We start from the raw sequence: 18,178 nt of genomic DNA on the forward strand, positions 1-18,178 counted from the left end.
AACTTTGTCAATACAGATTATTTATCATTAATCTTAACTTTTGTTTTTAAAAGATCGAAAATAATTTTCGCATGATCAGTATTTTCTAGTTGGCCTGCAAATTGATTACTTGATGGTCCGAAGGCATACACTGGTACGTCTTCACCAGTATGTCCACCAGTTGTCCAACCAGTATGAGAACGCTTATTAAAGATGTCCTCAATTGCATTGTCTATTTCTGTTAGATTTTTTGTTGTAGCTGCCACTTTAACAGCCTGGATCTCTTCATTTGTTAAATCAAGGCCAATATATTGTTTCAATGCATCTTCAACTTTTGCACCATTTACAATTTGATTAGCAATAAAATCAGGTGTATGTTTAGCTGCTTTTAGAGGCTCACCAAACCAGTTATAGATTCCATCCGCACCTATTGAAAATCCACCTGTAGAGTGGTCAGCTGTTGCAACAACTAGAGTATTCTTGTCTTTTTTCGCAAAATCAATGGCAGCTTGGAATGCTTTTTCAAAGTCTTCCATTTCACTCATCGCACCAACGATGTCATTATCATGACCTGCCCAGTCTATTTGACTACCTTCAATCATAAGGAAAAATCCATCTTTGTCTTGTTTTAAGCGATCAATTGCAGCTGTTGTCATTTCTGCTAATGATGGTTGTTCATTGGTACGATCAATCATTTTATCTAAACCTCTTGGAGCGAATAGTCCAAGTACTTGCTGATTTTTATCTTTTAGTAGCTCGTCGCGATTTGTGATATAGCTGTAGCCATCTTTTTTAAATTCTTTTGTAAGATTGCGATCTTTACGTTCAAAAAGATCTGTACCTCCACCTAGAAGAACATCTATTTTATGTTTTCCATTGATTAATTCGTCATAATAATCATCTGCAATTGCATTCATATTTTTTCGACTAATGTCATGTGAACCAAATGATGCTGGTGTTGCATGTGTAATTTCAGAAGTTGCAACGAGACCTGTAGCTTTCCCTTTTTCTTTAGCTGCTTCTAAAACCGTTTTTACTTCCGATTCATCGTTATCCACACCGATTGCGTTATTATATGTTTTGATACCAGCAGACATCGCTGTTGCTGCAGAAGCAGAATCTGTAATGTTTTGTGCTGGATCTTCCGGATATGTCATTTGTTGCCCTACTAAGTAATCATCAAATGCAGTACGTTCAACAAATTTTGTTTTAGGGTTATCTTTTAAATAGCGATAAGCCGAAGTATAAGAAGGACCCATTCCATCTCCGATTAAGAAAATAATGTTTTTTGCTTTACCATTATTTTGACCGTGTTGACTGTTTTGGACATTTCCTTTTGCTTCAGCTGTAGAAATAACCCCCGAAAAACTAGTTAGTGCTAGAGTAGAGACAACTGCAAAAGGTAATATTTTCTTTTTTAAATTTTTTCTTAACATTATGTTTCCTCCTTAGTTAGCATACTAGTTTAATATAATTTAATAGTTTTAAGGATATAAAACGGCAAGATATTTTTTTTGTAAAGGTTCAAACTGCTAATATATGGGTATTTTTTGAGTGTCCTCATACTTTTTTATTAGAAAATGTTTAGGTCTAAAGTTTCTCTATTGAAATAAAATTCGTATTTCCTTGAAAACCAGTACTAATAACCCAGTTCTTAAGTTCGCTTTATAACATAAGGGAAATTTATAATAAATTTACATTGTAACTTTTTCTTTACATTTGGCATTTATTTTTTATAGTTATGCCAGAAAATTATCTTCATTTGCTAATAGGTAAGATTTTGCTGAATTCGATTCTTGTATAGCCAATCTCGATTCCTAACAAAAAAAACCATAAAAACAGCTTAATTACACCATTCAATATTTCTTATTTTTTCTCCAACCAAGCACCGCTTCACAATGGCCCGAGTATATGTGGCAACACATGGCGTGTTTGGTGAGTTTACACTCGTTTTATATAAAGCTTTATCCCTTTATTTCTTCCATTAAAAAATTAATTGTTAATTCTTTTGAAAAAGCTGGATTTGATAACTATGAAAAACATATTATTAATATTGAGTTTATTAAAAATATTCTAATAGGGAAGGTGATTTATCCATGACGCAAGATATAGGTCATAATTATTATAAAGAATTAATTGATTTACAAGATGTAGAAGGTGTCGAGGCTCAATTTCGAAGTTTACTTGAAGTTCCGATTGAATCCATTTCTGACCTAGAAAAGTGGTTAAAGTATGAAAAGGATTTAATGATTAAGATTACGGAGGCGATGACAGGTCACCAAGTCGACTTCTACCGAAACACAGAGGATGCTGACATCAAGTCAACGTTTCTTCACGATCAGCAAGTCATCCAACCACTTTTAATGAAACATGAGGCAAAACTGAATGAGAAATTCTGTGATTCTCCATATTTCAATCAATTAGATGAAAACCGTTACGGTTTAATGCGTCGCGTTCGCGAGTCCAAAGTTAAATTGTTCAGAGAAGAAAACATTCCATTAATGGTAAAAGAACAAGAACTCTCTACGAAGTATAGTGAAATTATGGGAGGGCTAACAGTTGAATGGGAGGGGGAGGAAAAGCCTTTTCCGTTTGTCGAATCCCAACTTGATCATTTAGACAGAGCCGTGCGAGAAAAAGCTTATCTCTTAATTAGGTCAGCCTATCGTCAAATTAAGCCCGATATGGATGCCATCATGGATGAGCTCGTTCAACTACGCCATCAAATTGCATTAAATGCAGGCTTTGAAAATTATCGTGATTATATATTGGTGGCCAAAAATCGTGAGTATAGTGTTCAGGATTGTTATGATTTTCATGAAAATGTAGAAAAACATATTATCCCTGCTTGGAACAGACTTGCAGATGTTTTTAAGTCTAAGCTATGTGTCGATACTTATCGCCCCTGGGATAACACCGCTAAACTCTTGAAAAACCCACCATACACCGAGGTGGCCACTCTTATGGATGGCGTTCGTGAGATGTTAGGGAAAACCGACCCATATTTCGCAGACCGTTTCGATTACATGAGAGAGCATGGATTACTCGATCTTGGAGATCGAAAAGGAAATCCCAGGTGGTTTCTGTACCGACTTACCTGTTTCAGGAAATACCTTTGTTTTTGCAAACATTAGTCCATCCTTTTTCTCTCTTATCGCATTAATTCATGAAATGGGTCATGCGGTGAATGGATATCTCCAGTTTTCAGAGCAGGGTCCTCTTGAAGAATACCAAGGGCGAGCGGAAATCGCTGAACTGTATTCCCATGGGATGGAATTGCTCTTATTGGATAAACTAAATCTGTTTTACTCAGAAGAAGAATTTAAGAGCGCACAGCGTGAGGAGCTGAGAAGGGCTTTTACAATGCTATTCGGACCATTATCAGGGGATCTCTTCCAGCATTGGATGTATACGAATCCTAAACACACCGCCAAAGAGCGTGATGAAAAATTCTTTGAAATCTCAAAACGTTATGGCTTAAACCCTGTCGATACTTCTGGGCTTGAGGAGGAAATTGGAATGAGCTGGGTAGGCACCCTTCATTATATTCAATATCCTTTCTATACTATTGAATACTCCATCTCGATGCTGGGGGCTCTTCAATTACTTGAGAATTATCAGAAAGACCCAGAGTTAGCTGTCGAATCCTTTAAAAAAGGTGCAAGTGCGGACTACAATCAATCCATCGCAGCTATATATAAAGAAACTGGGGTCAGTTTTGATTTTTCAGAGCCCGTCGTTAAACGAATGGGTGAATTCCTAGAAAAAGTCATACAAGACATCCATTAACGAAGTTGGAGCACAGGGACAGATCTTTGTTGAGGACAACTGGAATTTTTCCACGCATACAGGTACAACAAGTGATATTGTGCGCTTTGGTTAATAGTCAAAGGATGATGTTCGAGGGGATTTTTATGAAGGCGATAGTTTGTGATAAATATGGTTCACCCGATGTACTTGAATTAAAAGAGATAAAAAAACCTTTTCCTACCGAGAATCAAGTATTGGTAAATGTTCATTCAGCATCTTTAAACTTTGGCAACTTAGTTCTTTTGAAAGGCAAACCCTTCTTTAAATGCTTCTAATTCCATTTCCACTTATAAACGTGTACTAAAACCAAATGGGCATTTTGTTCACGTAGGAGGTTCTGAGTCTCAACTTTATCAATACTTATTTCTTGGACCTTTTAATTCAATGACTGGAGGCAAGAAAATAAGTAGCCTGTTACAAAGAGCAGATCAAAAAGGCTTAACTGATGTAAAGAGTTACTCGAATTCGGAAAAGTAAAACCAATAATTGATAAACGTTTTAAGTTAAGTGAAATAATGGAAGCATTCAAATATTTTCAGGAAGGTCACGCTCAAGGTAAAGTGGAGATTACTTTATAACGGGGTGATTACCTTGCTCCATCCATAAATAAAAAGCAGATGGCAAATTAGATGTGCGATGCCAGCACTTCTAAACCGTCTGCTTTTTATTTCACTATTAAACCAATTCCAACCAAGCGACAGCTTCGCAATGTGTTGCATGCTGTAAGTGGCACATATAAAATGAGATGTTTCCCTATTCCTTAATCTATGCATAAACAATCGAATCAAAATACCTTCACTATTTTTTAATCATTCTCTATTAAAAATCTCAACTAAACACATGACTTGTCAATTATTGATTAATCAACTATAATGACCATAGATTTATATTTCAATAAAAAAAGGGTGGAAAATATGTTACAACAAAAAACAGCTTTAGAACAATTAATGGAGGAACGTAGCTCCGTACGTAAGTATGAGTCTGGCTTTACGATTCCTCGCGAAACAATCGAGCATATTTTAAAACAAGCTACATCAGCTCCATCATCAAGTAACTTACAGCCTTGGCGCTTCCTTGTTATTGATGATCAAGAACAAAAGAAAGAATTACGTATTGCTGGTTTTAATCAGGCACAAATTGAAACATCATCAGCGATTATTGCTGTATTAGGCGACAACGAAATGCATAAAAACGCTAAACAAATAAATGATTTAAATGTTGAGCTAGGCTATATGCCACGCGATATTGCTGATATGATGATCGCCAACTCGGAATCTACGTATAGCGGTTTATCCAATGAACAACGGACAAATATTGCACATTTAGATGCTGGTTTAATTACTATGCAAATCGTACTTTTATCGAAGGATATGGGTTACGACACTGTAATTATGGGCGGCTTTGATAAAGCAGCTTTCGCTCAAAAATACGAGCTACCTGCAAATGAGATACCAATGGTTTTAATCGCTATCGGTAAAGCTGCTATGCCAGCACGTAATTCATCACGTTTACCATTTGAACAAATTATTCGCTTTTCTAGCTAAATAAAGCATTCAAAAAACAAGTTCTTGACCTGTCTGAAGCATTTTTCAGCTCTTAATTCATGTAAATTTGATTTTTGTTATCCTTTCTCCTAATAAACGAAAATGCTATTATATAGGTTTAGACATAGCGTCCATCTGCTCAATGTCACATAGAGCATCTGGCGTACATTATGAAACACCTAAAAATCTTCTATAATAAGTGCCGAATTCGAACCCAATTTTTAATGCGTGCATAACGAAAAGCAATCAATGTGAGGAGGAATAGTATGGAAGTTTGTTTGGATGATAAAAAACAAATGATTATGATGTTGAAAAGATTAGACCGGCACGTAACGCAAGTTTTTGAAAAAAGAACAGAAGTTAGTTTGACTAGATATGAAATTTTAGCTTCTTTAATTAAAAAGGGTAGTGTTTCACAAAAGGTACTACAACAATCCTTAGCTATCGATCAATCGGCAATTACGCGACATTTAAAGTTGCTTGAAGAACAGCAATATGTCGAACGCAAACGTAATGAAAAAAACAATCGTGAAGTACTTGTAACGATTTCAGACAAAGGACGAGAATTATTAGAGGGTTGTACAATGTTTAAAGATCAATTTATGAATGATCTCTATGATGATTTTTCAGATAGCGATTTACAGCAACTCAGGCAATTTCTCACGCGCTTAAATCGCAATGTAGAGAAGCTTTAATTCTTGCTCTTTATTGTGAAAATCTGTTGTATTAAAACAGACTAAGTATAGTAGTACAAAAGAAAAGCTGTGCCAAAATCCACTCAAACTTGGATTATTGACACAGCTATTTCTCATTTATTATACTAATTCCAACCAAGCGACCGCTTCGCAATGCGTCGATTGCGGGAACATATCTACGGGTTGAACCTCTTTTGTTTTATAACCGCCGTCTTCTAATATTCTCAAATCACGAGCAAGCGTTGCTGGGTTACAGGATACATAAACGACACGCTTTGGACGTTGTTCAATGATTGTTGTTAATAGTGCCTCATCGCAGCCTTTTCGTGGTGGATCGACTACTAAGACATCTGCCTGTTTTCCTTCTTTGTACCATTTAGGAATAACTTCTTCCGCAGGTCCTGCTTCAAAGTAAGTGTTAGTAAACCCATTAAGCTCTGCATTTCGTTTTGCATCTTCGATCGCTTGTGGAACGATTTCTACACCGAGCACCTGTTTTGCTTTTTGCGCTAAAAATAATGAAATCGTACCGATTCCACAATAAGCATCGATCACTGTTTCATCACCTGTTAGTTGTGCATAATCCAGTGCTTGTTTGTATAAAACCTCTGTTTGTTCAGGATTTACTTGGTAGAAGGAACGAGCGGAAATTTCAAAACGTACGTCTCCGATTAAATCCTCTATCACCTGTTTCCCCCAGATGACATTTGTTTCATTTCCAAATATCACATTTGTGTTTCGATTGTTTACATTATGAACAATCGATTTCACATTTGGCTCTACTTCACGGATAAACTGAATAATTTCTTCTTGCTTCGATAGTTTTGCATGCTTCGTTACAAGTACAACCATCACTTCTCCTGTGGCTCTTCCTTTTCGTACAACTAAGTGACGTAGCTGTCCCTTTTTCGTTTCTTCATTGTATGGGATTAAATCTAACGCCAAAGCATTTTCTTTTACTGCTCTTAATAATCTATCCGCTTCATCTGTTTGTATTAAACACGTATTCGTATCTGCAATACGATGAGATTTAGATTGGTAGAATCCTGCGATAACTTGGCCATTTTCTAAATCGAATGGAATTTGAGATTTATTGCGATATTCCCAGGGCTTGTCCATGCCTTTCACAGGAAGTACTGGCGCATCTATTTTCCCTATGCGTTTCATGACATTGCGAACCATACTTTCTTTCCATGCGAGTTGCCCTTCATACGTCATATGTTGAAGCTGACAGCCTCCACATTCGTAAAATACTGGGCATGGTGCTTCTACACGAAATGGCGACGGCTCCACGATGTTCTTTAATTTGGCAAAACCATAATTTTTTAATGTTTTTAGAACATGAACTTCCACAGTTTCGTTCGGTAAACCTCCTGCTATAAACAAAGGGTATCCGTCGACCTTTGCGACTCCTGCTCCGTCATGGGTTAAATCTTCAATATGGACTGTTAACTGATCATTTTTTTGTACTGGTGTATTCAATGTTAATCTCCGTTCTAGGTATGATTGATTCATTATACCAAAAAGAATGCGTACAAGTCTGCTGACCCATACGCATTATCAATTATTTTTCAGTTCTTCTCTATTTAAAAGCTTTTTCCTTAATTGTCCTTCTAGTAGGATTAAGAATCTTTGCTTCGATGTTTTCTATAGTCATCATGAGAAATTGGAGCGAATCCATTCTGCTCCATTTTTTTGTAACGTTCCTCTAAATGAGTAATTATTTTTTGTCCTTTTTCTTGAGAAAATACACCATACTCAACATATTTGTTGATGATTTCTTTCTTTTGGTTAAGGGCATCTTGTTGTAAAGACTTCATCTCTTCTTGCTGCTGCGTCGTTAGTTTAACGTCTGTTGGCATATCAGCTTTTGCCTCCATTGACAGTCCCATCAACCCAACAGTCATTACAATCGCTGTCATTACACTAAGCCAATATTTGCTCATTCACATTTCCTCCTTTCCTTGTTTTGTTTTATCGTGTGCTATTTGACTGCAATTATCCTTTTTTCGAAAAACTGTATAGATTCTGGATGCGGATAAATCCTATGAGAAGAATAAAAATATACAAAAAAAGAACCTCATTTCGAGGTCCAGTGTTTATTGTTCCACTTTTAATATGGAGTGCTTACAATTTTCGCTAACTGATCCCACGAATGAATTTCAAATGTAGGCTGGATATCAGCATGATTTAACTTTCTATGTGGATTAAACCAGCATGTATCTATTCCAAAATTATTCCCACCTTGGATGTCGGACGTAAGTGAATCACCAATCATTAATACACGCGATGGCTCGGAAATTTGAAGCTTTTCCAATGCATATGCAAAGATTTCTTTTTGTGGTTTTTGGAATCCTGTTTCTTCTGAAGTTATAATGATTTCAAATAAATTCTTTAATGCCGATCCATTTACCCTTGCATGCTGTGCATCTTTAAATCCATTCGTAAGGAGTGCAATTCGAAAATCCTTCATGCTGGCGAACATTTCTTCCACGCCTGAAATCATATGTACTTCTTTCCCTAAATTTTCTATGTACTTCTGTCCGAATATTACTGGATCTATGTCTAACGCATGTTCTGTAAATAATCGTTTAAAACGTTCTACCTTTAGCTCTGCTAAAGATGTGCGCCCATGCTCTAAGTCATCCCATAAAACTTTACTAATCGTTCTATAGCTATCGTGATAATCATTTAAACCATTTGGAAGTCCATACTCTTCAAATAAAAGACGGAACGCATTATGCTCAGTCATTCCAAAGTCGAGTAAAGTATCATCCAAATCAAATAGCAACACATCATATTTCATCAAAATTGCCCCTTTCTTGCTTCTCTAATTGTAGCAGATTAACGCCTCTTTATTGCTATCCAGTTATTTAAATGACGTAAAGAGATTCTGATAAAGATCTAATGGACTATATTCCATACATTATGGGCTATTATGATACATTTAAGGGCTTTATTGCAGGTTTTATGGGGCATTTTGGGATTTATGGGCTATTTTCGATATCTTTGGGCTATTTTAAGCTTTTTAAGGGCTATCCTATCTTAGTGTTAAGACAAAAAATGACCCCAATCTACTTGATTGAGGTCGTTTGCTTTTATTCGTCCTTCACTGCTCCGTCTTTAGAAGCAGCCCAAAAGGCTACGATAATGGAGCAGATTAATACAATGAATGGTGCATAAAATATCATAAACTCAGTCATATTAGCTCCTCCTTATGCATGATTATCTTCTTTTTTTCCACGTACATAGTCTTTATTGAATAAAAATAATCTTAGTAATAAATACAGTGATGGGATTAACAGGGCAAGCCCAGCTATAAAAGCGATAATTAGAGCAATAGCCATCGCTTCATTTGTAAAGCTGTCATATATCGTTAAGTGTGGATACAGTAAATATGGTCGATGTGCAAAACCGTAAGCAAAGAATGCTATGAGGAATTGTCCTCCTAGTAGCACAAATGCCAATCCGTAGCTTCTTTTCGACCAAAGTAACCATACTGTTCCGATAAAAAGCAATAGCGATAATGCAAATGCCCACCAAATCTCAAGCATGTTTTCATAATGCTCCGGATTATGTGAACGGAGCTCAACCATAATCCCACCTGCTGTTATAATGGTTGGAAGTGCCCAAATGAGCGCATACTTTCTCATCAGCCTAGTTGCGTCTAAATCTCCAGCTTTATTGGCATACCAGGTTAAGAATACGGATGAAATGTACAGAACAGAAGTAAGACTTAACACAACAATCGCCCAAGTGAGTGGACTTGTAAATAGCGCCTCATAATCGAGTGCCGGTGATCCATTGATCATATGGACGAAGCCGCCTTCTGAAATGGTCAATACGATAGACAGGGCAGCTGGTATAAATAAACCAGCAAGACCGTACATAAATGAATATCCCTTATGACCTCTAGAGCCATACGTTTCAAACGCATAGTAAGAACCACGAATCGCCAGTAATATTAACGCGATACTAGCGGGTACTAGTAAGGTCGTACCATAATAAAAAGCGGTTTTTGGGAAAAACCCGATAATACCCACAAAGAAAAATACAAGAAACACATTAGTTACTTCCCAAACTGGTGACAAATAACGCTGTATAATATTTGTTAGTATTCGTTGTTTACCTGTGAGCAAACTGTAAGCGTTAAAAAATCCAGCGCCAAAGTCAATGGATGCTACGATCAAATAGCCGAAGAGAAACGTCCACAATACAAAAATTCCGATGATTTCTAATGTCATAAAATATCACCACCCTTTTCTGCATGTCGATCTTCTATTTCCTGTTCAACCGGATTTTTTCTAAACATACGAGTTAATACTACGATACTTCCGACACCAAGTACCAGATAAAGACCTGCAAATAAGATTAGCATTAAATCCACATGCGTACTGCTCGTTGCAGCATCTTCCACCCGCATTATGCCTCTGAGAATCCACGGTTGTCTTCCGACTTCTGCAAGCCACCATCCAGCTTCAATCGCGAGTATCGATGCTGGTCCCCCTAAAACGATGAGCAAGCGATACCACTTAGAGTCGACAAAGGTCCATTTTAGCTTTTTACCAAGCCAGTATAATCCCGAAAGTGCCACCATAAACATACCAATGGTCACCATCGTATCGAATAGATAATGAATATATAATGGCGGTGTTTCATCCTCTGGGAACTGATCTAAACCAATTACTTCTGCTGTCGGGTTGAAATGCGCTAAAATACTTAAAGCAAATGGAATTTCTATCGCATACTTTACTTCTCCATCATCTAAAATCCCATATAAAATAAGTGGTGCATTTTCCTCCGTCTCAAAATGCCATTCAGCTGCCGCTAGTTTTTCAGGCTGATATTCCGCTAAATATTTTCCAGAGAAATCTCCAATAATGGCTGTTGCTATCGAGAATATTAATCCAACCTTCATCGTTAAGAATAATGCTTTTTTATGATAAATATGATTAGATCCTTTCAGCAAGCGGAAAGCTGCAATTGCTGCTAACACAAATGCGGAGGTCATATACGCTGTCACCACCACATGTGCCACCTTTGTAGGCATGGCAGGATTGAACATTGCAAGTAGTGGGCTAATATTCACTAACTCCCCATTTAAAACATCAAACCCTTGTGGTGCATTCATAAACGCATTTACGATTGTGATAAAAACGGCAGAAAATGATGCCCCAATTGCCACTGGAATAAGTAATAGGAGATGTTTCTTTTGGTTCTCAAATCGATCCCAGGTGTATAAGTAAATCCCTAGAAAAATAGCTTCAAAAAAGAAGGCAAATGTCTCCATAAATAACGGAAGTGCAATAATATTCCCTGCTAGCTCCATAAAATTCGGCCACAGTAAAGAAAGCTGCATACCAATCGCCGTCCCAGTCACTACTCCTACAGCTACAGTAATTACGAATCCTCTTGCCCACCTACGCGCCAGTAATATGTAATGTTCATCATTCTTTTTAATACCTACCCACTGGGCAATCATAATCATTAAAGGAACACCAACACCAATAGTTGCGTAAATAATATGAAACGATAAGGTCAATTCGGTTAGTACGCGACTAAAAAATACGGATTCTTCGTTCATTATTCTTCCCCCTTCCTATTTACCAAATATTCTACCCACAATTGATAGCATCATGATTCCTGCCACGACAAAAGCAAGCCACATTAAATACTTTTCTTGTTTCTTATACATGTACTCCACCCCTTTATCATCATATTACCCAAAAATATAAATATTGAACTTTATTCTATAAGGCTTTTCCAAGAAATACAAAAAAAGCCCAACATATAAAATGCTGAGCTCTTACTTACGGTCTGTCCTCTTCTCGAATTTCATCGATTGGAACAAAGACCTCTATATGTCTATATAAATTTTGGAATGTTGCTGGGATAGTCCCGCCGTATTCTCCATCCAAGTTAAGGAGAACTTTATCATCAGACGTTACTTTAATATGTTTTGCTTTTTTATGAATAACATGCGGATCGGTCAAATGCTCTCCACGTAACGCTAAAGAAGCAACACGTATAAACTCGGCAATGTTTAACTTTTTTAGTATCAATAAAGAAAATAATCCGTCGTTAATACTTGAACTCGGAGCAAGCTTTTCAAATCCACCAACTGAATTCGTTAAACCAACTAAGAACATCATCACTTCGTCTTCAAATACTTCACCATCATATTCAATTCTAACCTTTGTTGCATTAATCGATGGTAGCATTTCAATACCTTTTAAATAATAGGCAAGCTGTCCAAGCATTGTTTTAAGTTTGCTTGGTACTTCATATGTAAGCTCCGTTATTCGGCCGCCACCTGCAATATTGATAAAATAGCGATTATTAACCAAGCCCACATCAACAGGGATTGTGTCTCCTTTAATAATAATCTCCACGGCTTTTTTTATGTCTCTTGGAATATGAACAGCTCTGGCAAAGTCATTCGTCGTGCCCATTGGAATCAGTCCAATTTTAGGACGTTTCTCAAATTCACTTACACCTGCAACTACCTCATTAAGCGTCCCGTCTCCTCCAGAAGCAATAATGATATCAAAACCATTTTCTACCGCCTTCTTCGCTGCTTCTATAGCATCACCTTCAGCTGTGGTAGCATGACAGGACGTTTCATAACCAGCGATTTCTAAGCTTTCCAACACTTCTGGCAGATTTTTTTTAAATAACTCTCTTCCGGAAGTTGGGTTATAGATAATTCTTGCACGTTTCATACTTATTTCCTTTCTGCTTCACAATACTTTCTTGTCATATAGACTTCATCACATCACCAAAAGTTTCATGCCACTATTAAAAGAGTCGACTTCTGCCGACTCCTTTAAGGATTTGTTTTTGCTAATTTATTTTTGTAGTGCTTGTAACCAATTATTACGAATATCTTCATATACAGCTAAATGAAATTCCTGATTACTAACAAACTCATTGGTCATTTGTGCATAAAATTCTTTTTGTATTTCCTCAAATGTAGGGTCTTCTTTTTCAGGAAATTTTGCTCTACCATCCATAACGAACTGTTGAACTTTCTCTGCACGTGGACCCCATTTAGAAATCACTTCACCGTCTTTATTTAACAACAAATAAACTGGAATTGAACGTCCGCCATTTGTCAAATACTGATCAATTAAATCTAAGTTTTCATCGCGATAAACAGCTCGAACTTCTACATTTGCAGCCTCTGCAATTTTACGTAAAATCGCATTGTTCATCATTGCATCTCCACACCAGTCCTCTGTAATAACTAGTATATGTGGTGTTTTTTCCTTTAATACTTGAATGAATTCATCATCCACTGGCACATCAAATTTATCGTAGATGCTGAAAGACTCTTCTTTTTTCGTAGTCATATCATCCATATATTGAGTTAGTGGTTTTGCATTTTCGAAATACTGTTGTTCTGTAGACAAGTGAGTAGCCCCCTTTTTTCTAAGTATACTTCGTTTTCAATTCATATTCAAACAAGCAAGACTCATGATTATTTAATCTTTATTATGGAGTGATATCCATATCTTGCAAATACATGGTTCGCTTGGCTCCTTCTCCATTCACTATTAGAGTACCATCTTCTGTAAATCGAGGTCGCACAAGTCGTTCACGTATGTTTTGGAATGCCGGAAGCTCTCTAAGTTCATTTTCTTCTATTTGATATAATTTAACCGTAGTGCTTTCTTTAACAATAACCGATAATGCTACGTAGTCTTTATATACCGCGTATTCTGAAAATAATGGCGCCTTAAGTTCGTATAATTTTCCATCCTCTAAATCAATATAACCTAACTTCGAATTTTCATCCTCATTGATTAGTTCGGCAAATATTTTATTGTCCGTAAGAGTTACAAACGCTGCCATTTCGTAAGGAACTTCATATTCACCAATCAAAATATTCTGATGATAATCGTATAAATAAAATCTTACGAGCTGTTCACCATCAATTTCTATTTCCTCTAGAACTACTAATAAGTTGTCTTGAACAGTTGCAAGGCTACTACTCCCATTACCGGTTAAGTCATGAAGATCACGCTGTTTCATGGAGGGTAGATCTATTGCTCTATACCTTATAGAATTATCGATGTAGCCAATTAGGAGTGTGTCATCTTGGAGATGTATATCACTAAGATGTATGTTAGATTGTTTTTTAACTTCATTGTTATTTCTATTTAGCACATTTAATGTACTGTTCGTGATATCCTCCCAAGCTACCCAGTTTTCATTGACAGCAAACAAATGGATTCGAGATTCTTCCTTTGGAATAACGAGTATTTCTGTTTTTTTTGTTTCTACCGAATAGGAGTATATTCCATTCCAATCCGTATAAATAATTTCTTTACTATTGTCCACATAAATTGATCTTATTAACGAAGTGTATGGAGCTTCAGGAATTGTCACATCAACTAACTTCTCATCATAGAGTTGCTGGAGATCATCATCTAAATACGGAATCACCAAAAATAAAGAAAGGGATATAATTGCTAGACTAATTATAAGAGGTATTGATGGCAGCTTGAATTTTTTCTGTTTCATCCGCTTGGGTATTTCATGCATAATTTTATTTTTTTGCGCTTCCGTTAACGTAATATGACTTGGAATAGACTCATCTAAATGACGTTTAATGTCTTCTCGCATGTTCAATCTCCTCCTCGTTTAATGTTAGACGCGCCGCATTTCGACCTCTCACTAATCTTGTCTTCACCGTGTTTGGAGAACATTGTAAAACTTCTCCTATTTCAAGAACTGATAACTCCGCATAATAATGAAGCCATAATACCTCTTTATATTTACTAGGTAATTCATTTATTTTTTTTGCAACATATTCAGTTTGTTCTTTTTGTAATATCTCTTCTTCGGTGGTTTGCTTATTGGTTAATAGATTATTCACTAGATTAGAAAATTCCATTTTCCGGTAAGCCCAGCTTTTAAAATAGTTATGACACTCGTTGACGGTGATGCGATATAAGTATGTTTTGACACTTGAACGCCCTTCAAATTTTTCAAGGTTTATGTAATAGCGTATAAATACTTCCTGGATGATATCCTCCGCCCTTGCCTCATCCTTTACAAAAGCATAAGCAAGTCGCGTGAGATAATGACCAAATTCATCCATAGCTTTTATTAACAACTGGTCCTTTTCAAGCTTCTCCAAACTACCCCTCCTTCCTTGTTATCTGTTAGACAATGCTAGGTCCATGGTGGTTTCATTTTGCAATAAAAAAGACTGTCAATAAGACAGCCGTTTTTATACTATTGATTTTTTCTTTTCTTGGAATGAAATTACGTCATTCACGGTTTTATGTATTTCCCCATCTTTGTAAAAAATGGCACTTCCATCAGGAAGAGCATAAATACTACGGTCTGTGGAAAGCGCAAATAATTCTTCATCAGAAGCTTCGTTATAATGTACCTCCATACTAAAGTCTACTAATCCTAAACCTTTTATCACTAAGGACTCTGGGTAGTCATCGTCTTTTGTTAAAATACAATCCTCGCAAAATGCCAGAGCTCCTGCACTATAGCCAATTAACAACCCAGGATAGCTTCTAATACTCGAAGCAAGTTCTTTTTCTTCGATTATTTGAAGTAGTTTTTCCGGTTTTCCACCTACCAAATAAAGAGCATCACTATGATTTATCATAGATATCATTTCACTTCTGGATAGGTCTTCATGCAATAATTTAAGTGTAGCATTTGAAAAATTAGAGAAAATTTGTTCTAGACTTTCCATCCAGCCATCATATTTTGAAACTTCCGTCGCAAAAGGAACTACTACAATATTTGCACTTGGTTTAATCTTCTTCGATAATTCTTCAAATACATCATCCAACTCACCTTTTAAAACATGCCCACCACCAATAAAACATAGCTCCACTATATTCCCCCCATTACGTATGAATTAAAATATTCTTTCATCATAGCATCAACATACATGGAAATAAATACTATCTCTTGAATATAGATGAACGAGAGAGAATCAATCTTATACGAGAGCAATCTCCTGCTATACGAGAGCGATTCACCCCCTTACGAGAGACACGATGAATTTTCTAGCTATACGAGAGAGAATCAATCTTATACGAGAGCGATCTCCTGCTATCCGAGAGCGATTCACCTACTTACGAGAGACACATGAATTTTCTATGCAATACGAGAGAGAATTAATCTTATACGAGAGTAATCTCCTACTATACGAGAGCGATTCACCTATTTACGAGAGACACATGAATTTTCTATGCTATACGAGAGAGAATCAATCTTGTACGAGAGCAATCTCCTGCTATCCGAGAGCGATTCCCCCCCTTATGAGAGACACATGAATTTTCTATGCTATACGAGAGAGAATCACCCTTATACGAGAGCAATCTCCTGCTATACGAGAGCGATTCACCCCCTTACGAGAGACACGATGAATTTTCTAGCTATACGAGAGAGAATCAATCTTATACGAGAGCGATCTCCTGCTATCCGAGAGCGATTCACCCCCTTACGAGAGACACATGAATTTTCTCTCTATACGAGAGAGAATCAATCTTATACGAGAGCGATCTCCTGCTATACGAGAGCGATTCACCCCCTTACGAGAGACACATGAATTTTCTATGCTATACGAGAGAGAATCACCCTTATACGAGAGCAATCACATGCTATCCGAGAGAGAACCGCTCTTATTCAAAAGAGAACGTCATACAAAAAAGGATGCCCGATTGTATTGGGCATCCTTGAGTATTAACGTTTAGTGATTTCTTCGTTCAAGATTTTGTTAACAAGAGGCGGATTTGCTTGGCCTTTTGTTGCTTTCATGATTTGTCCAACTAGGAAGCCGATCGCGCGGTCTTTCCCGTTTTTGAAATCTTCGATAGATTGTGGATTTGCATCAAGTGTTGCTGTCACGATTTCGCGTAGTGCGCCTTCGTCAGAAATTTGTACTAAGCCTTTAGCTTTTACGACTTCTGCAGCATCTCCACCGTTGTCAGCAAGCTCTTTAAATACTTTTTTCGCAATTTTTGATGAGATGGTACCATCAGAAATCAGTTTAATCATTCCAGAAAGGTTAGCAGGAGTTAGCTCTATATCCTTCAATTCTTTTTGGTCTGCGTTTAGATATGCAGAAACCTCACCCATCATCCAGTTAGCAGATAGTTTTACGTCTGCCCCACCGGCAATAGTTGCTTCAAAGAAGTTAGCCATATCCTTAGACAATGTTAATACGTGAGCATCGTATGGAGATAAGCCTAGCTCTTCAATATAACGTTGTTTGCGAGCATCTGGTAGCTCTGGAATTTCTGAGCGTACACGTTCTAACCATGCATCATCAATTACAAGATCCACTAAATCTGGCTCTGGGAAATAACGATAATCGTCCGTACCTTCTTTAACACGCATAAGAATCGTTTTACCAGTTTTCTCATCATAGCGACGAGTTTCTTGTTCAATGATTCCACCAGCAGATAATACTTCAGCTTGACGAATTTCTTCGTGCTCTAAGCCTCTGCGTACGAAATTGAACGAGTTTAAGTTTTTCAACTCTGTTTTTGTACCAAATTCTTCTTGACCATAAGGACGAATAGAAATATTCGCATCACAGCGTAAAGAACCTTCTTCCATTTTACAGTCTGAAACATCTGTATATTGAATAATAGATTTTACTTTTTCCAAGTAAGCATAAGCTTCCTCAGGTGTACGAATATCTGGCTCTGAAACGATTTCTACTAGTGGAGTTCCTTGACGGTTAAAGTCAACTAATGAATATCCATCCGCATGTGAAAGTTTCCCAGCATCTTCTTCCATATGAAGACGAGTAATTCCGATACGTTTTTTCTCGCCGTTTACTTCAATTTCAACCCAACCATTTTTTCCGATTGGTTTATCAAATTGTGAAATTTGATATGCTTTCGGATTATCTGGATAGAAATAGTTTTTACGGTCAAATTTTGTATTTTGTTCGATTTCCATATTTAATGCAAGTGCTGCACGCATTGCGAAATCGACTACGTTTTTATTCAGTACAGGTAGTACTCCAGGGTATCCTAGATCTATTACTGTTGTATTTGTGTTTGGCTCAGCTCCAAAATGATTAGGTGCTGATGAAAAGATTTTAGAATTAGTTTTTAACTCTACATGTACTTCTAATCCAATAACTGTTTCAAAGTTCAT

At 36.9% G+C, this 18,178-nt stretch carries 17 protein-coding genes and 1 pseudogene; 5 read left to right on the forward strand and 13 right to left on the reverse strand.

Translation table 11 applies throughout. The features are described 5' to 3' along the window. Positions 1–17: 17 nt before the first annotated feature. Positions 18–1,415 carry an alkaline phosphatase gene (locus ACN6MX_RS15740; protein WP_419959783.1) on the reverse strand — a complete coding sequence of 466 codons (1,398 nt, stop codon included), beginning with the start codon at positions 1,413–1,415 and terminating at the stop codon, positions 18–20. A gap of 660 nt (positions 1,416–2,075) precedes the next feature. Here ACN6MX_RS15740 and ACN6MX_RS15745 point away from each other — a divergent pair. The 5 genes and pseudogenes from ACN6MX_RS15745 (at position 2,076) to ACN6MX_RS15765 (ending at position 6,028) form a co-directional block, all read left to right on the forward strand. Further along, a complete protein-coding gene (locus tag ACN6MX_RS15745; protein ID WP_419959784.1) occupies positions 2,076–3,113 on the forward strand; it encodes a M3 family metallopeptidase in 1,038 nt (345 codons plus the stop codon). Continuing rightward, complete coding sequence (locus tag ACN6MX_RS15750; protein WP_419959785.1) at positions 3,031–3,768, forward strand: M3 family metallopeptidase; 738 nt, start codon at positions 3,031–3,033, stop codon at positions 3,766–3,768. Before ACN6MX_RS15745 ends, ACN6MX_RS15750 begins: the two co-directional genes overlap by 83 nt. A gap of 482 nt (positions 3,769–4,250) precedes the next feature. After that, positions 4,251–4,367 (forward strand): annotated as a pseudogene (locus tag ACN6MX_RS15755) (zinc-binding dehydrogenase); the annotation flags it as partial. A gap of 336 nt (positions 4,368–4,703) precedes the next feature. Beyond that, entirely contained in the window at positions 4,704–5,333 is a 630-nt protein-coding gene (locus tag ACN6MX_RS15760; RefSeq protein ID WP_419959786.1) for a nitroreductase family protein, read from the forward strand. Positions 5,334–5,599: 266 nt separating this feature from the next. Continuing rightward, a complete protein-coding gene (locus tag ACN6MX_RS15765; protein ID WP_419959787.1) occupies positions 5,600–6,028 on the forward strand; it encodes a MarR family winged helix-turn-helix transcriptional regulator in 429 nt (142 codons plus the stop codon). A gap of 120 nt (positions 6,029–6,148) precedes the next feature. Here the strand turns inward: ACN6MX_RS15765 and rlmD are convergent, their stop codons facing one another. The 12 genes from rlmD to gatB all read right to left on the reverse strand — a co-directional run bounded on the left by rlmD (position 6,149) and on the right by gatB (position 18,178). Next, entirely contained in the window at positions 6,149–7,510 is a 1,362-nt protein-coding gene (gene rlmD / locus ACN6MX_RS15770) for a 23S rRNA (uracil(1939)-C(5))-methyltransferase RlmD (RefSeq protein WP_419959788.1), read from the reverse strand. Between the two features lie 140 nt (positions 7,511–7,650). Then, positions 7,651–7,974 (reverse strand): YckD family protein, encoded by a 324-nt coding sequence (locus tag ACN6MX_RS15775; RefSeq protein WP_419959789.1) that lies wholly within the window; start codon positions 7,972–7,974, stop codon positions 7,651–7,653. A 167-nt stretch (positions 7,975–8,141) separates the two neighbouring features. Next, complete coding sequence (locus ACN6MX_RS15780; protein ID WP_419959790.1) at positions 8,142–8,834, reverse strand: YjjG family noncanonical pyrimidine nucleotidase; 693 nt, start codon at positions 8,832–8,834, stop codon at positions 8,142–8,144. A gap of 292 nt (positions 8,835–9,126) precedes the next feature. Beyond that, positions 9,127–9,231, reverse strand: a complete 105-nt coding sequence (gene cydS / locus ACN6MX_RS15785) for a cytochrome bd oxidase small subunit CydS (protein WP_419959791.1) — start codon at positions 9,229–9,231, stop codon at positions 9,127–9,129. 12 nt (positions 9,232–9,243) lie between these two features. Then, positions 9,244–10,272, reverse strand: a complete 1,029-nt coding sequence (locus ACN6MX_RS15790) for a cytochrome d ubiquinol oxidase subunit II (RefSeq protein ID WP_419959792.1) — start codon at positions 10,270–10,272, stop codon at positions 9,244–9,246. Then, positions 10,269–11,615: a cytochrome ubiquinol oxidase subunit I gene (locus ACN6MX_RS15795; RefSeq protein WP_419962645.1), complete on the reverse strand. Its 1,347-nt coding sequence runs from the start codon at positions 11,613–11,615 to the stop codon at positions 10,269–10,271. Before ACN6MX_RS15795 ends, ACN6MX_RS15790 begins: the two co-directional genes overlap by 4 nt. Positions 11,616–11,838: 223 nt before the next feature. Beyond that, entirely contained in the window at positions 11,839–12,750 is a 912-nt protein-coding gene (locus ACN6MX_RS15800; RefSeq protein WP_419959793.1) for a diacylglycerol kinase, read from the reverse strand. A gap of 126 nt (positions 12,751–12,876) precedes the next feature. Beyond that, positions 12,877–13,440: a thioredoxin family protein gene (locus tag ACN6MX_RS15805; protein WP_419959794.1), complete on the reverse strand. Its 564-nt coding sequence runs from the start codon at positions 13,438–13,440 to the stop codon at positions 12,877–12,879. An 82-nt stretch (positions 13,441–13,522) separates the two neighbouring features. Next, a complete protein-coding gene (locus ACN6MX_RS15810; RefSeq protein WP_419959795.1) occupies positions 13,523–14,656 on the reverse strand; it encodes a hypothetical protein in 1,134 nt (377 codons plus the stop codon). Next, the gene (locus tag ACN6MX_RS15815; protein WP_419959796.1) at positions 14,640–15,173 is read right to left on the reverse strand and encodes a sigma-70 family RNA polymerase sigma factor; all 534 of its coding nucleotides are present in this window, start codon (positions 15,171–15,173) and stop codon (positions 14,640–14,642) included. The genes ACN6MX_RS15810 and ACN6MX_RS15815 overlap by 17 nt, the downstream gene beginning before the upstream one ends. 93 nt (positions 15,174–15,266) lie before the next feature. Then, complete coding sequence (locus ACN6MX_RS15820; RefSeq protein WP_419959797.1) at positions 15,267–15,896, reverse strand: Type 1 glutamine amidotransferase-like domain-containing protein; 630 nt, start codon at positions 15,894–15,896, stop codon at positions 15,267–15,269. A gap of 854 nt (positions 15,897–16,750) precedes the next feature. Next, positions 16,751–18,178 carry an Asp-tRNA(Asn)/Glu-tRNA(Gln) amidotransferase subunit GatB gene (gatB, locus tag ACN6MX_RS15825; protein ID WP_419959798.1) on the reverse strand — a complete coding sequence of 476 codons (1,428 nt, stop codon included), beginning with the start codon at positions 18,176–18,178 and terminating at the stop codon, positions 16,751–16,753.

The organism is Psychrobacillus sp. BM2 (assembly GCF_048572895.1).
In the GTDB taxonomy this organism is placed as follows: domain Bacteria; phylum Bacillota; class Bacilli; order Bacillales_A; family Planococcaceae; genus Psychrobacillus.